The organism is Peribacillus sp. NPDC094092 (assembly GCF_050279365.1).
Lineage (GTDB): Bacteria > Bacillota > Bacilli > Bacillales > DSM-1321 > Peribacillus.
In genome coordinates this window covers 381,531-396,700 of record NZ_JBNNUC010000003.1, presented here as the reverse complement: position 1 = coordinate 396,700, position 15,170 = coordinate 381,531, and the positions used below count along the sequence as shown (strand labels likewise).

The following is a 15,170-nucleotide window of genomic DNA, read 5'->3' as shown; positions in this document are numbered from 1 at the left end:
TGGAGAGAACCCTTTTTTGCCGATAGTAAGTTTTCTTATTGAAAGGATGCGTTTTCATGACTAGTGATGCTACATCTTCAAATGAGCTTGAGATATGGGAAAACCAGTTCCGGGAACTTTTACATGAGTTTCAAGAACAGACAGCTTTAAAAGAGAATCAGCTGCTTGTGATCGGCTGCAGTACAAGTGAAGTGATCGGGAAAAGGATCGGTACTGAAGGTACGCTCGATGTTGCAGGGATGATTTTTTCCGTAGTTAGGGATTTTCAAGGAAAAACGGGTGTTCAGGTTGCATATCAATGTTGTGAACATTTAAACAGGGCCTTGGTTTTACAAAGGGAAACAGCGGTTCGCTATGATTATGAAGAAGTTTCGGTTGTACCTGTAAGAACAGCTGGGGGATCGATGGCGACGTATGCCTACCAGCAATGGAAAGATGCCGTCGTAGTCGAGCATATCAAAGCGGATGCGGGGATTGACATCGGGGACACCTTCATTGGCATGCATCTGAAACATGTGGCGGTTCCTATTCGCTCTGCCATTAAAGAAATAGGACATGCACATGTGACCATGGCAAAAACACGTCCGAAACTGATTGGCGGGGAGCGGGCCGTTTATCGGGACATTTCTGAAAACAAAAGTTGTACTTAATGGGTAAGTGGGACAGCATTTCTCGGATGGGGAATGCTGTTTTTTAATTGAATGCGGGCGAAATCGTAAAGCCCAAGATAAGGTTCCGCAAAAAAACATTACTTTATAGCGCTAATAGAATGGTGATTTTGCTTATGGAATATAGGGTGAAAGAGCTATTCAGCACAATTTTGATGTTAAATACGAACGTTTTTAAATAAAAAAACATTTAACGTTCGATAAAATTAGACTATCACTTCTAAATTAGACATGTTAAAATGGAGTAGAATTTTCTAATAACTATTAGTAAGGCTTTTTCATGCTTTTTTGAAGGCATGTTGCACATAAATACTAAAAAGCGAATCACGCACAATTTGAGGAGGAATTACGGAATGAATCGTTTAGCAAAGCAAGATGAGCAAGTGTTTAACGCAATTCAACTGGAATTAGGGCGTCAAAGAAGTAAGATTGAACTTATTGCTTCTGAAAACTTCGTGAGTGAAGCTGTCATGGAAGCACAAGGATCGGTCTTGACTAATAAGTATGCAGAAGGATACCCTGGAAAACGTTACTATGGCGGATGTGAATATGTAGACATCGTTGAAGATCTAGCTCGTGAACGTGCGAAAGAAATTTTCGGAGGGGAGTATGTGAACGTACAGCCTCACTCTGGAGCTCAAGCCAATATGGCCGTTTACTTTACTGTTCTTCAAACTGGAGACACAGTGCTTGGGATGAACCTTTCGCATGGAGGTCACTTAACACACGGTAGTCCAGTTAACTTCAGTGGCGTTAACTACAATTTTGTTGAATATGGTGTAGACGAAAAAGATCACCGTATCGATTACAATGATGTATTGGAAAAAGCGCGTCAGCACAAACCGAAATTAATCGTAGCGGGTGCAAGTGCATATCCTCGGGAAATCGACTTCAAGCGATTCCGTGAAATTGCAGATGAAGTAGGGGCATATTTAATGGTCGATATGGCGCATATTGCTGGTTTAGTTGCGGCAGGATTGCATCAAAGCCCGATTCCTTATGCTGACTTTGTAACGACAACCACTCATAAAACACTTCGCGGACCACGCGGAGGAATGATCATCTGTAAAGAAGAATTTGGTAAGAAGATCGATAAATCCATCTTCCCTGGAATTCAAGGCGGTCCGTTGATGCATGTTATATCCGCTAAGGCTGTTGCATTCGGCGAAGCGCTTCAAGATGAATTTAAAGTATATGCACAACAAATCATCGATAATGCAAAACGTTTGGGCGAAGGTTTGAAGAAAGAAGGGTTCACCCTTGTTTCTGATGGAACGGACAATCACTTGATTCTTCTTGATGTGCGCTCTACTGGATTAACTGGTAAAATCGCAGAGCATGTTTTGGATGAAATCGGTATTACCGTGAACAAAAATGCCATTCCTTATGACCCGGAAAAACCATTCGTCACAAGCGGTATACGCATTGGGACTGCAGCGGTAACATCACGTGGCTTCGGATTGGAAGACATGGATGAAATAGCTTCAATCATCGGACTTGTTTTGAAAAATAATGAAGACGCAGCTAAACTTGAAGAAGCAAAACAGCGTGTTGAATCATTAGCGAACAAATTTGAACTATATCCTTCATTGTAATATATCGTAGCTGCTCCCTTTTAAAGGGAGCGGTTTTTTTGTATTTTATGGAAGGGTAGTGTTAGAAGAATCCGAATAGTGAAAATAGGTCTGACATCTAAACCTTTATTGAAGATTGAAACGTTTTTCTGTAAAATAGGTTGAAGTGAATTTTAAAAGACACGAAAATTTTTCTATTCGATTAGGGAAATCATAAAAAAGCGCAAAACTAAGCAATGGAATTGGAGAGATGCTAAATGGGAAAAGTTTATGTTTTCGATCACCCGTTAATTCAACACAAATTAGCCTATATACGTGATATAAATACAGGAACAAAAGAATTCCGTGAACTAGTGGATGAAGTCGCATCATTGATGGCCTTTGAAATCACGAGGGACATGCCGCTGGAAGAGGTGGAAATCCAAACGCCTGTAAGCACAGCGAAAGTGAAAATGCTTTCCGGTAAAAAAGTGGGAATCGTCCCGATTTTACGTGCAGGCATAGGTATGGTGGACGGGATCATTAAGCTGATTCCTGCTGCAAAGGTCGGACATGTCGGACTTTACCGTGACCCTGAAACATTGAAACCGGTTGAGTATTATGCCAAAATGCCAAGCGATTTGGCAGAAAGGGAATGCATTGTCGTTGACCCGATGTTGGCCACTGGCGGATCAGCCATCGAAGCGATCCATTCCATTAAAAAGCGCGGTGCAGTCAATATTAAATTCATGTGTTTGATTGCAGCTCCAGAAGGTGTAGAAGCATTAAAAGAAGCCCATCCTGATGTTGATATTTATATTGCGGGTCTTGACGAAAAACTGAATGAACACGGGTATATCGTTCCAGGTCTTGGAGACGCGGGAGATCGTTTATTCGGCACAAAATAAGGAAAGAAACTGAGGTGTCACGAATGAATAAACCGATAAAAGTCATGACCATTTTCGGAACGAGACCAGAAGCTGTCAAAATGGCTCCCTTAGTACTCGAATTTCAAAAACACCCAGAATTTTTCAAGCCAATCGTTGCCGTTACGGCTCAGCATCGGCAAATGTTAGATCAAGTTCTCGAACTATTTTCCATACAGCCGGACTATGACTTGGACATAATGAAGGAACGGCAAACGCTTGCTGACATTACAACAAGAGCTTTAAATGGTCTTGATTCGGTAATGAAGGAAGCTAAACCTGATATTGTTCTTGTACACGGTGATACAACCACAACGTTTGTCGCAAGTCTGGCAGCTTTTTATAATCAAATTGTCATTGGGCATGTTGAAGCGGGGCTGCGCACATGGAATAAGTATTCCCCCTATCCGGAAGAGATGAATCGGCAGCTTACAGGCACTATGGCAGATTTGCATTTTGCGCCGACTTCGAAAGCGGAGGAGAATCTGCTGAACGAGAACAAGAAGGATAATATCTTCGTGACGGGAAATACGGCAACCGATGCTTTAAAAACTACTGTACGTTCCACGTATTCCCATCCGGTTTTAAATGGACTTGGAGAAGACAAGCTCATTTTACTTACCGCCCATCGCAGGGAAAACCTTGGCGAACCCATGAGGAATATCTTCAGGGCCGTAAAGAGAATCATTGCTGAGCATGATGACGTTCAAGTAGTATATCCAGTCCATTTAAACCCGCTTGTTCAGGAATTGGCAAACGAAATCCTCGGGGACGATCCGCGGATTCATTTGATTGAACCGCTGGATGTATTGGACTTCCATAACTTCGCTTCAAGAGCCTATCTGATTTTGACTGATTCTGGGGGAATCCAGGAAGAGGCACCATCACTTGGTGTACCTGTCCTAGTATTAAGGGATACGACAGAACGTCCTGAGGGGATTGCAGCTGGAACCTTAAGATTGGCGGGTACCGAAGAAAAAAACATTTATAATTTGGCACATGAATTGCTCACCGATCAAGAGGTGCACGAAAAAATGTCCAAGGCTTCCAATCCTTATGGGGATGGAAATGCTTCGGTTCGCATCGCGGAAGCCATTCGTTACTATTTTAATCGAGCAGACATGCCGCCAACCCGATTTGACTCATAGAAAAAGGAAAAGCCACGCGCTTTTCCTTTTTTATTTGCATACTCCAAGGTTGTTGAGAAAAGATAACTGCTAAGGGGATGATTATGTTGGGAAAGAAAACGTTCATAGTGTTTGTTTTCCTTTTTATATTTATTTATCAAAATGAAAAGGGATTGGCATCCGTCATTCTGCCGCCTTTACCAAAACTATCTGAATCTAAGGAAGTAACGGTTGTTGTCACGATGGATAAGGTGTTTCAACAAAAAAAAATCGAAAAACTGCTTGAAAAATATCCATCCCTTCAATTACGGAATGTTTATTCAGTTGCCCTGAATGGATTTTCCGTTCATGGGAAAATGAATGAGATAGAACAACTTAAAAAAGAGGATGTAATTCAGGCTGTAACGGAAGTATCCGTTTATCAAGCGGTGTTGGATAAAAGTGTCCCATACATAGGAGGAGGCAGGGTCAGGGGTTTCTTTGATAAGGAGAATCACCGGATCACCGGGAAAGGGGTTAAAGTAGGAATCATAGATACTGGCATCGATTATACACATCCAGATTTGCAACGTGCTTATAAGGGAGGGAAGGATCTGGTTGATGGTGATGAAGATCCGATGGAAACCAAAAACCAAGGCGACCTGGATACATTACATGGGACTCATGTGGCAGGCATCATTGCAGCCAATGGAAAGATGAAAGGCGTTGCACCAGAAGCGGAGATATATGCATATCGAGCTTTGGGGCCAGGTGGTGCAGGAGATACAGACCAAGTCTTGATGGCTATTGAGTCAGCCATGAAGGATAAGGTGGATGTCTTGAACCTCTCTCTTGGCAATAACGTCAATGGCCCTGATTTACCTATTTCCCTTGCATTGAATAAGGCTGTGGAAAGCGGTATCGTTGCCGTGACATCAAATGGGAATTCCGGTCCGGCTGTATGGACCGTAGGCTCACCCGGAACAGCGGAAAAAGCGATTTCCGTTGGGGCATCGACTCCTCCCTTAAGGGTTCCGTATATGATTTACGGACTTGGATCGAAGAAGCATCAATCGCATTTAATCGTGTTTCAAGGCTCTAAAAAATGGAACCTGACGTTTTCCGAGGATGTCATATTTGGAGGTCTTGGTAATGAAAAGGACCTGAAACATGCCCGGGATAAGATTGTGCTGATGGAACGTGGCACACTTACCTTCCAGCAGAAAGTATCCAATGCAGAGAAGGCAGGTGCAAAGGGGGTAATTGTTTATAATAATACGAGCGGGACCTTTACGGGAAGCTTGGAAAAAGAAATGAACATCCCAGCTGCTTCTATTAATAGAAGAGATGGATTGCAGCTAAAGCAAATCATGGAGCAAGGGCAGAGCAAAACCGTTCAATTTGTTTATAAGAACGAGCAGGATAAGCTCGCAGATTTTAGTTCCAGGGGACCGGTAACCGTATCATGGGGAATAAAGCCTGACGTATTGGCTCCAGGAGTGGAAATTGAAAGTACCATCCCCGAAGGATATATGTCCTTGGATGGAACAAGTATGTCCTCACCGCATGTTGCCGGAGCATGCGCTTTAATCCTGCAAAAACACCCCGAATGGAATCCGGAGCAAGTGAAATCTGCATTGATGAGCACTTCCAAACCATTGAGGAAATCTGCAAAAGAACTGTATCATACATATGAACAGGGGGCTGGACGGATCCAGGTCGACGAAGCATTAAAAGCGGACACGCTCTTGAGTCCAAGCTCATTGTCCTTTGGGATGTATACAAAAAAAGACGGAATTGAAGAACATCATGAAACGATAGTCATAGAAAATACAGGAACGGAAATGAGGAAGTACTCTTTCATGGTCCCGCTGAAAGAGACGGGACTTACTTGGGAATTGCCGAAATCCCTTACTTTGAATCCGAAGGAAAAGAAACGGATAAAAGTGGGGCTGCAGGTCAACCCAGCCAAGCTTAAAAAAGGAGTCTTTGATGGATACCTCATTATAATGGAAGGAACCAAAAGAATATCCTTACCTTATTTATATGTAAAAGAAGAGCCTGATTACCCAAGGATAATGGGATTTGATTTTGGCCAAGGGGACCGGAAAGGGACATATCGATACGAAATGTACCTTCCGCGCGGGGCTGAAGAATTCGGTATTGCCCTTTATGAGGAAGATAGCTTGAAATTCGCTGGATATTTGGATTGGTCCAGGTCGGCACCTTCCGGTTTGATCAAAAAAGATGTATTGAAAAAGAACTTGCCGCCTAAAGGAGTGTATAAAGCGATAATCTTTGCGAGAAAGAGTGGAAGGGAAGATCGGATAGAAAAGACGTTACTTATTGAGTGATTAGAGGATAATAAGTAAAATAAAATGGATGTCAATAGTATAGAAAAGATAATTTGTGAACAATTCGTTAATAATTACAAACCTGTGACAAATTTCACTAACCACTCATTGACAATGATTCTTGCCTATTGTATGCTAACTAAGGATGTAAAATGAGAGGGGTTTCATACGTTAATAACGTGTCAAATAGAAGATGGTTTTTGACCTTCTATTTGGACTTGTTACGGGCAAATTCCCTAGCTAAACACAGATACAACAATATTTCTAGGGAGATTACATGACAAAATGCTAGAATTGGAAAAAATGTTCAATAGGCAGCTGAAATACATGTTGTATTTAATGGGTATTTATGTACTCGGGGTGGGTTTCACTTCACATGATTCAGTCTTCCAAGGATTATTGCTTGGAACTGCCTTCAGCCTATTTATATTCTGGTCAATGGTCAAAAAGAACAAAAAGTTCGCCCAAGAGGTTGCCGAAGGTAAGAAGACGCGCTCCCTTGGCAGTTTAACTAGAATGTCTGTAGCGGGTTTAGCTGCAATTATTGCATTGAGATATCCTGACGAGTTTCAAGTGGTATGCGTGGTAATGGGATTAATGACAGTTTACTTTGTCATTATGATAGATTATTTTATGCAAAACATACGTAGGTAGTAAAGAAGAGAGGTGAATACTGTTGAATCATGAAGCTCCTATGTGGGAATTTATGGATACTGGAATACATTTCAACTTGGCTAACGTTCTTATGATGACTATCGCAAGTCTCATTGTCTTCATTATTGCTGTAGCAGCAACTCGAAAACTTGCGATGAAGCCAACAGGAATCCAAAACTTTATCGAATGGGTTATGGATTTTGTGAAAAACATCATCAACAGCAATATGGATTGGCGTACGGGTGGTCAGTTCCTTATGTTGGGAATGACATTAATATTGTACGTATTTGTTTCAAACATGTTAGGATTGCCGTTCTCGATTGTAATAGGGCACGAACTTTGGTGGAAATCACCTACATCTGATCCGGCAATAACTTTAACCTTGGCAGTTATGGTAATGGGTTTAACTCATTATTATGGTATCAAGATGAGAGGCATGAAAAATTATGCCAAAACTTATGTCCAACCAATGGGTTTCTTGTTTCCGTTAAAGATTATTGAGGAGTTCGCTAATACGTTAACTCTAGGATTGCGACTTTACGGGAATATTTACGCGGGTGAGTTACTATTAACTTTACTTGCTGGACTAGGAACAAGTGGTGTTGTGGGTGCAGCCACTGCTGCATTACCAATGTTGGCTTGGGAAGGATTTAGTATCTTTGTCGGCTCCATTCAAGCTTTTATCTTTACTATGTTAACGATGGTTTATCTTTCCCATAAAGTAAGTGACGACCATTAATTATAAATATTGTTCATTATGAACATTATATTGATGAAAAAATAAAACAACATTTCAAGGAGGAAATTTATCATGACAGGTTCTTTAGGTCTTATAGCTGCTGCTATCGCAGTTGGATTAGGTGCACTAGGTGCGGGTATTGGTAATGGTCTTATCGTTGGGCGTACAATTGAAGGAATGGCTCGTCAGCCAGAAGCTCGTGGTATGCTTCAAACTACAATGTTCGTTGGTATTGCGTTAGTTGAGGCACTTCCAATCATCGCTGTAGTTATCGCGTTTATTGTAATGGGTAAATAAGATAACTTGAAAAAGTTCAATAATGGCGAAGATGATCCAAGGAGACCCTTCGCCATTGCTCTGTGTTAAAGTCACATTTATGACAGTGATACTGTCAATCGAAAATACAGAACTTCAATAGTGAATCTCATGAAGGGAGTGAACCGAGCGTGTTAACAAGCAATTTTGTTCTTGGTCAAGCAGCCCACTTTAATGGTGGGGATATCATATACCAGCTTGTAATCTTTATTATTTTGTTAGCGTTGCTTAAGAAGTTTGCATGGGGTCCGCTAATGGGCATCATGAAAGAACGTGAAGAGCATGTTGCGAATGAAATCGAAGCAGCTGAAGTTAGTAGAAAAGAAGCACTGAAATATCTAGAAGAACAGCGTGAAATCGTAAAACAATCTCGCACTGAAGCGGGACAACTTATAGAGAATGCTAAGCAACAAGGCGAAGCACAACGCGAAGATATTATTAAACAAGCGCGTGCAGAGGCTGAACGTGTTAAAGAATCAGCAAAACGTGAAATCGTTCAAGAGAGAGAAAAAGCAGTTGCCGCATTACGCGAGCAAGTAGCTTCATTATCTGTCATGATCGCTTCTAAGGTGATTGAGAAAGAACTTTCATCAGCTGATCAAGAAAAACTAATCAATGAATATATTCAAGAGGCAGGAGAAGGTAAATGAGCGATATAACTGTAGCAGGACGTTATGCTGTAGCTCTTTTCCAAATTGCGAAAGAGCAAAATCTCATTAACCAACTTGAAGAAGAGCTTCGCATAGTGAATGAAGTTTTCACAAATGATAAAGAGCTATTAAACTTCTTGGCTCATCCTAAAATGACTAGCGATGCAAAAAATACATTGCTTGCAAATGCATTTGCAAGTCTTTCGTCTTCCGTTCAAAATACTGTAATGTTAATGGTGGAGCGTCATCGTACAAATGAAGTGACTGCCATGGCACAAGAGTTCATTGAACTTGCGAATGAAGAAAATTCAGTTGCGGATGCGACTGTTTATACAGTCAATCCTTTAACTGAAGCTGAAGCGAAAGCTGTGTCTTCAGCTTTTGCTGCAAAAATCGGCAAACGTAATTTGCGCATCACTAATGTTACGGATAGCAATATTCTTGGCGGCATCAAACTTCAAATCGGTAACCGTATTTATGACGGCACGATAAGCGGGAAGCTTGATCGCCTTAGCAAACAACTATTAGGTTAATATTCACAGATAGGGGTGAAATTCATGAGCATCAAAGCTGAAGAAATCAGTGCGCTGATTAAAAAGCAGATTGAAAACTATCAGTCGGAAATTAAAGTAAGCGATGTAGGTACAGTAATCACTGTTGGTGATGGTATCGCTCGCGTTCATGGTTTAGATAATGCAATGGCTGGGGAGCTCTTAGAATTTTCTAATGGTTCAATGGGGTTGGCACAAAACCTTGAGCAAAATAACGTAGGTGTTGTTATTCTTGGACCATTCAGAGACATTCAAGAAGGCAGTGAAGTACGCCGTACTGGCCGTATCATGGAAGTGCCAGTTGGAGAAGAATTAATCGGACGTGTCGTGAATCCGCTAGGACAACCATTGGATGGTCTTGGTCCGATCGCTACAACAAAAACTCGTCCAATCGAAAGCCCTGCAACAGGCGTCATGGACCGTAAATCTGTTCATGAGCCATTACAAACAGGGATTAAAGCAATCGATGCTCTTGTACCAATCGGACGCGGACAACGTGAGTTAATCATCGGTGACCGTCAAACTGGTAAAACATCAGTTGCAATCGATACAATCCTTAACCAAGCTGACCAAGACATGATCTGTATTTATGTTGCGATTGGTCAAAAAGAATCAACAGTTCGTGGAACAGTTGAGACTCTACGTAAAAATGGTGCACTGGATTACACAATTGTTGTATCTGCATCAGCTTCTCAACCAGCACCACTTTTATACCTAGCTCCATATGCTGGTGTGACTATGGGTGAAGAGTTCATGTTCGCTGGCAAGCACGTTTTAGTGGTATATGATGATCTTTCTAAACAAGCATCAGCATACCGTGAACTTTCCTTGCTTCTTCGCCGTCCTCCAGGTCGTGAAGCATTCCCTGGGGATGTATTCTACTTGCACTCCCGCTTACTTGAGCGTGCAGCTAAATTGAATGACACGTTAGGTGCCGGTTCAATTACTGCGCTTCCATTTGTTGAAACACAAGCAGGCGATATCTCTGCTTACATTCCAACAAACGTTATTTCCATCACAGATGGACAAATCTTCTTACAATCTGATTTGTTCTTCTCAGGTGTACGTCCTGCGATTAACGCTGGTCTTTCCGTATCCCGTGTTGGTGGATCTGCACAAATTAAAGCGATGAAAAAAGTTGCGGGTACATTACGTCTAGACTTAGCTTCTTATCGTGAATTGGAAGCATTCTCTCAATTCGGTTCTGATCTTGATGCTGCTACTCAAGCAAAACTTAACCGTGGTGCACGTACAGTTGAAGTTCTTAAGCAAGATCTAAATAAACCAATTAAAGTTGAAAAACAAGTCATGATTTTCTATGCATTGACGAAAGGTCATCTAGATGATATTCCAGTATCGGATATCCTTCGTTTTGAAGAAGAATACTATGTGTTCCTAGATCGTTCTCATCCAGAATTATTAGATCACATTCGCACAACTAAAGGTCTTCCTGAAGACGCTGCTATCGTTGCTGCAATTAACGAGTTCAAAAAGAACTTCGTTATTTCTGAATAATAAGGTCTAACTAATTTATAAAGGGTGGTGAGAATGAATGGCCTCTTTACGCGATATTAAGTCTCGGATTACTTCAACGAAAAAGACGAGTCAAATTACAAAAGCGATGCAGATGGTATCTGCTTCTAAAATGAACCGTGCTGAAGCTAATGCTAAAGCATATGTTCCATATATGGAAAAAATTCAAGAAGTAGTATCAAGTATTGCGAACGGAAGTACGGGTGCATCTCACCCAATGCTTGTCTCACGTCCAGTGAAGAAAACCGGTTACCTGGTAATCACATCGGACCGCGGATTGGCAGGAGCATACAACAGTAGCATCCTTCGCCACGTTCATAAAACTATTCTTGAACGCCATAAATCCAATGATGAGTTCGTCATTATCGCAATCGGAAGGGTTGGCCGTGATTTCTTTGTCAGCCGTAATATGCACGTAGAGCTTGAAGTAACTGGGGTTCCTGATCAGCCGTCTTTCGCTGACATTAGCTCCCTTGCTAAATCAACAGTGAATTTGTACCTAAATGAACTGTGTGATGAGCTTTATATGTACTATAACCATTATGTCAGCCCAATCCAGCAGGATGTAACGGAAACGCAAGTCCTTCCTTTAGCTGACTTTAATACTTCCAATGCAGCATTGACTTCTTATGAATTTGAACCGAATGCAGAAGAAATTCTTGAGGTATTACTACCTCAGTACGCAGAAAGTTTAATTTATGGTGCTTTATTAGATGGTAAAGCAAGTGAGCACTCTGCACGTATGACTGCAATGAAAAATGCAACCGATAATGCGAAAGAATTGATCGACTCGCTTTCATTGCAATATAACCGTGCACGTCAGGCCGCAATTACTCAAGAAATCACGGAAATTGTTGGCGGTGCAGCAGCTTTAGAATAAAAACTTTAAAGGGGACGGTCGGCCCGGACGAAGCTTGGCCGTTCCATAATCTCGATAGTCGTTATAAGCAACGTTAGGAGGGAAAACGATGAATATAGGACGCGTTACTCAAGTTATGGGTCCGGTTGTTGACGTGAAATTCGAAGACGGACAACTTCCTAAGATCTATAACGCGTTAAGAATCGAAAATACAGCGTCTGGTACAGGACTAACTCTTGAAGTAGCCCTTCAACTAGGTGATAATACAGTTCGTACTGTAGCAATGTCTTCCACTGATGGTTTAACTCGTGGTGCAGAGACTGTTGATACAGGAGCTCCAATTTCCGTTCCTGTAGGTGAAGTGACTCTAGGCCGCGTTTTCAACGTATTAGGGGAAAACATTGACCTATTTGAACCACTTACAGCAGAGGTGCGTCGTGATCCAATTCACAGACAAGCACCAACTTTTGAGGACTTATCAACAACAGTTGAAATTCTTGAAACTGGTATTAAAGTAGTAGATTTACTTGCACCTTACATCAAAGGTGGTAAAATCGGTCTCTTCGGTGGAGCTGGTGTAGGTAAAACTGTACTTATCCAGGAACTTATTAATAACATCGCACAAGAGCACGGCGGTATCTCTGTATTCGCTGGTGTAGGTGAGCGTACTCGTGAAGGAAATGACCTTTTCTACGAGATGACTGATTCTGGTGTTATTAAGAAAACAGCGATGGTATTCGGACAAATGAACGAGCCACCAGGTGCACGTATGCGTGTAGCTCTAAGTGGTTTGACAATGGCTGAATATTTCCGTGACGAACAAGGACAAGACGTTCTTTTCTTCATCGATAACATCTTCCGTTTCACTCAAGCAGGTTCCGAGGTTTCTGCCCTTCTAGGCCGTATGCCTTCAGCGGTAGGTTACCAACCAACGCTTGCTACAGAAATGGGTCAATTACAAGAACGTATCACTTCAACTAATAAAGGTTCTGTTACATCTATCCAAGCGATCTATGTACCTGCCGATGACTATACGGATCCGGCTCCAGCTACAACTTTCGCTCACTTGGATGCAACAACTAACCTTGAGCGTAAGCTTTCTGAAATGGGTATCTACCCAGCAGTTGATCCATTGGCATCTTCTTCCCGTGCCCTTAGCCCAGAAATCGTTGGAGCTGAGCACTATGAAGTAGCCCGTCAAGTTCAATCAACTTTACAGAAATATAAAGAACTTCAAGATATTATTGCGATCTTGGGTATGGATGAGTTAAGCGAAGACGAAAAAGTAATCGTTGCCCGTGCTCGTAGAATCCAAAACTTCTTGTCACAAAACTTCCACGTGGCTGAACAATTTACTGGTCAAAAAGGATCTTATGTACCAGTTAAAGAAACAGTCCAAGGATTCAAAGATATCCTAGCTGGAAAATATGACGAACTTCCTGAAGATGCTTTCCGTCTAGTTGGCCGCATCGAAGAAGTTGTTGCTAAAGCAAAAGAAATGGCTTAATTAAAGGGACCTAGGAGGGAATGAAATGAAGACCATTAAAGTCAATGTTGTTACTCCCGATGGCCCAGTATATGATGCAGAAGTTGAAATGGTAAGCACTAAAGCTAAAAGCGGTGAGCTGGGAATCATGGCTGGACACGTTCCAACTGTAGCCCCGCTTACCATCGGTGCTGTCCGTCTTAAAAATGGAAGCAACACAGACTATGTAGCTGTAAATGGTGGCTTCCTGGAAGTTCGCCCTGATGTGGTAACCATTTTGGCTCAATCTGCTGAAAGAGCTGAAACTATCGATCTTGCACGTGCTCAAGCAGCAAAAGCCCGTGCTGAACAAAGATTGCAGAACAATGATGGATCAAATGATGCCAAAAGAGCTGATTTAGCGCTTAAACGTGCCATCAACCGTATCCAAATTGCAGAAATGCGATAACTTTAATTTATGAAAACACCTGATCAAACCATTCGTGGTAAGATCAGGTGTTTTTTTATTCAGAGGTTTTTGATGACTATTGATATTAAATATCAGAATTAGGAAAATAAAGTCGAATTATAGAGTAAAGTATTTTCCATTTTAATCCTTAACTCGTCGACATGATTTTATCCTAATGTTATAATGTATACGCTTACATTTATTGCTTCATACCCCCTCCTTTCACGTTGCTTCTAAAAGAATGTTACCCTGCATACTATTTAAAACGGTATCCAAAAAGAAGACAAGCAAATTTAAATTGTATCCATTTAACATGATATATCCATAAAGGGAGATGAAAATGGGACAGCTGCATATTTACCAAAATAATTATTTAATTGTATTTGTTTTCCTTTGTCTCGGCATTTTATTACCTGTGATCGCTTTATTTCTTGGTAGACTGCTAAGGCCTTATAAACCGACAGATATGAAATATACGACTTATGAAAGTGGAATCGAGCCTTTTCAGGATTCAAGGGTCCAATTCAATGTCAGGTATTATCTATTCGGATTGATGTTCGTCATATTTGATGTAGAAACGGTCTTTCTTTACCCATGGGCGGTTGCCTATGATGAACTCGGACTGTTTGCATTGATTGAAATGCTGTTTTTTGTCCTGATCCTAATGCTTGGGCTAATTTACGCTTGGAAAAAGAAGGTGTTAAAGTGGAATTGAAGTTGGATGAACTTACCCCTGAAGAAATGGAAGAAATACGCCACAGCATTTTTTTATCTACACTTGAACAAATAAAAGGGTGGGCTAGAAGTAACTCACTCTGGCCAATGACTTTCGGTTTGGCATGTTGTGCAATTGAAATGATGGGCGTCGGTTCCTCTCATTATGATTTGGACCGATTTGGTTCATTTTTTCGGACATCACCCAGACAATCGGATGTCATGATTGTTTCAGGAACGGTAACGAAAAAAATGGCTCCAATAATAAGTAGATTATACGAACAAATGCCGGAACCGAAGTGGGTCATTGCAATGGGGTCCTGTGCAACTGCTGGTGGGCCTTATGTTCACTCTTACTCAGTGGTCAAGGGGGTAGATCAAATTGTACCTGTCGATGTATATATACCGGGTTGTCCCCCAAATCCAGCTGCACTTATTTATGGGATCAATAAATTAAAAGAAAAAATCCGTTACGAGGCGAAAACCGGAAAGCGGGTGATATAGATGAGTGAAAAGGAGGACTTAGCGAAACAAAAGGCGGCAGCCGCGGCCAAGGCGAAGGCTGAAGCACTGGCCCGAAAACAGGCGAAAGCTGAAAGTGCGGAAGAGCCGGA

At 41.5% G+C, this 15,170-nt stretch carries 16 protein-coding genes; all 16 read left to right on the top strand.

Translation table 11 applies throughout. The annotated features are described in order from the left end of the window. The first annotated feature begins 56 nt into the window (after positions 1-56). The 16 genes from ACQKNS_RS17550 to ACQKNS_RS17475 all read left to right on the top strand — a co-directional run bounded on the left by ACQKNS_RS17550 (position 57) and on the right by ACQKNS_RS17475 (position 15,060). The gene (locus ACQKNS_RS17550) at positions 57-650 is read left to right on the top strand and encodes a TIGR01440 family protein (protein ID WP_427644590.1); all 594 of its coding nucleotides are present in this window, start codon (positions 57-59) and stop codon (positions 648-650) included. A 371-nt stretch (positions 651-1,021) separates the two neighbouring features. Next, on the top strand, positions 1,022-2,263 hold the full coding sequence (glyA, locus tag ACQKNS_RS17545) for a serine hydroxymethyltransferase (RefSeq protein ID WP_427644589.1): 1,242 nt from the start codon (positions 1,022-1,024) through the stop codon (positions 2,261-2,263). Between the two features lie 236 nt (positions 2,264-2,499). Next, positions 2,500-3,129, top strand: a complete 630-nt coding sequence (gene upp / locus ACQKNS_RS17540) for a uracil phosphoribosyltransferase (protein WP_034315825.1) — start codon at positions 2,500-2,502, stop codon at positions 3,127-3,129. Between the two features lie 23 nt (positions 3,130-3,152). Next, positions 3,153-4,295, top strand: a complete 1,143-nt coding sequence (gene wecB / locus ACQKNS_RS17535; protein ID WP_427644588.1) for a non-hydrolyzing UDP-N-acetylglucosamine 2-epimerase — start codon at positions 3,153-3,155, stop codon at positions 4,293-4,295. A gap of 86 nt (positions 4,296-4,381) precedes the next feature. After that, complete coding sequence (locus tag ACQKNS_RS17530; protein WP_427644587.1) at positions 4,382-6,607, top strand: S8 family serine peptidase; 2,226 nt, start codon at positions 4,382-4,384, stop codon at positions 6,605-6,607. Positions 6,608-6,892: 285 nt separating this feature from the next. Next, a complete protein-coding gene (locus ACQKNS_RS17525) occupies positions 6,893-7,261 on the top strand; it encodes an ATP synthase subunit I (protein ID WP_402943335.1) in 369 nt (122 codons plus the stop codon). Between the two features lie 22 nt (positions 7,262-7,283). Next, a complete protein-coding gene (gene atpB / locus ACQKNS_RS17520; RefSeq protein WP_076368353.1) occupies positions 7,284-8,000 on the top strand; it encodes a F0F1 ATP synthase subunit A in 717 nt (238 codons plus the stop codon). 72 nt (positions 8,001-8,072) lie between these two features. After that, positions 8,073-8,297, top strand: coding sequence for a F0F1 ATP synthase subunit C (atpE, locus tag ACQKNS_RS17515; protein WP_034315818.1), 225 nt, complete (start codon positions 8,073-8,075; stop codon positions 8,295-8,297). A gap of 149 nt (positions 8,298-8,446) precedes the next feature. Continuing rightward, positions 8,447-8,965: a F0F1 ATP synthase subunit B gene (gene atpF / locus ACQKNS_RS17510; protein WP_076368352.1), complete on the top strand. Its 519-nt coding sequence runs from the start codon at positions 8,447-8,449 to the stop codon at positions 8,963-8,965. Further along, entirely contained in the window at positions 8,962-9,498 is a 537-nt protein-coding gene (locus tag ACQKNS_RS17505; protein WP_427644586.1) for a F0F1 ATP synthase subunit delta, read from the top strand. The genes atpF and ACQKNS_RS17505 overlap by 4 nt, the downstream gene beginning before the upstream one ends. Before the next feature lie 24 nt (positions 9,499-9,522). Then, positions 9,523-11,031 carry a F0F1 ATP synthase subunit alpha gene (atpA, locus tag ACQKNS_RS17500; RefSeq protein ID WP_034315812.1) on the top strand — a complete coding sequence of 503 codons (1,509 nt, stop codon included), beginning with the start codon at positions 9,523-9,525 and terminating at the stop codon, positions 11,029-11,031. A gap of 37 nt (positions 11,032-11,068) precedes the next feature. Beyond that, positions 11,069-11,929, top strand: a complete 861-nt coding sequence (locus ACQKNS_RS17495; RefSeq protein ID WP_192207250.1) for a F0F1 ATP synthase subunit gamma — start codon at positions 11,069-11,071, stop codon at positions 11,927-11,929. A gap of 88 nt (positions 11,930-12,017) precedes the next feature. Continuing rightward, positions 12,018-13,415, top strand: a complete 1,398-nt coding sequence (atpD, locus tag ACQKNS_RS17490; RefSeq protein ID WP_427644585.1) for a F0F1 ATP synthase subunit beta — start codon at positions 12,018-12,020, stop codon at positions 13,413-13,415. A 25-nt stretch (positions 13,416-13,440) separates the two neighbouring features. Further along, positions 13,441-13,842: a F0F1 ATP synthase subunit epsilon gene (locus ACQKNS_RS17485; protein WP_034315803.1), complete on the top strand. Its 402-nt coding sequence runs from the start codon at positions 13,441-13,443 to the stop codon at positions 13,840-13,842. A 340-nt stretch (positions 13,843-14,182) separates the two neighbouring features. Then, on the top strand, positions 14,183-14,557 hold the full coding sequence (locus ACQKNS_RS17480; RefSeq protein WP_076368347.1) for an NADH-quinone oxidoreductase subunit A: 375 nt from the start codon (positions 14,183-14,185) through the stop codon (positions 14,555-14,557). Positions 14,558-14,583: 26 nt separating this feature from the next. Continuing rightward, the gene (locus ACQKNS_RS17475; protein WP_179086075.1) at positions 14,584-15,060 is read left to right on the top strand and encodes a NuoB/complex I 20 kDa subunit family protein; all 477 of its coding nucleotides are present in this window, start codon (positions 14,584-14,586) and stop codon (positions 15,058-15,060) included. Positions 15,061-15,170: the final 110 nt, after the last annotated feature.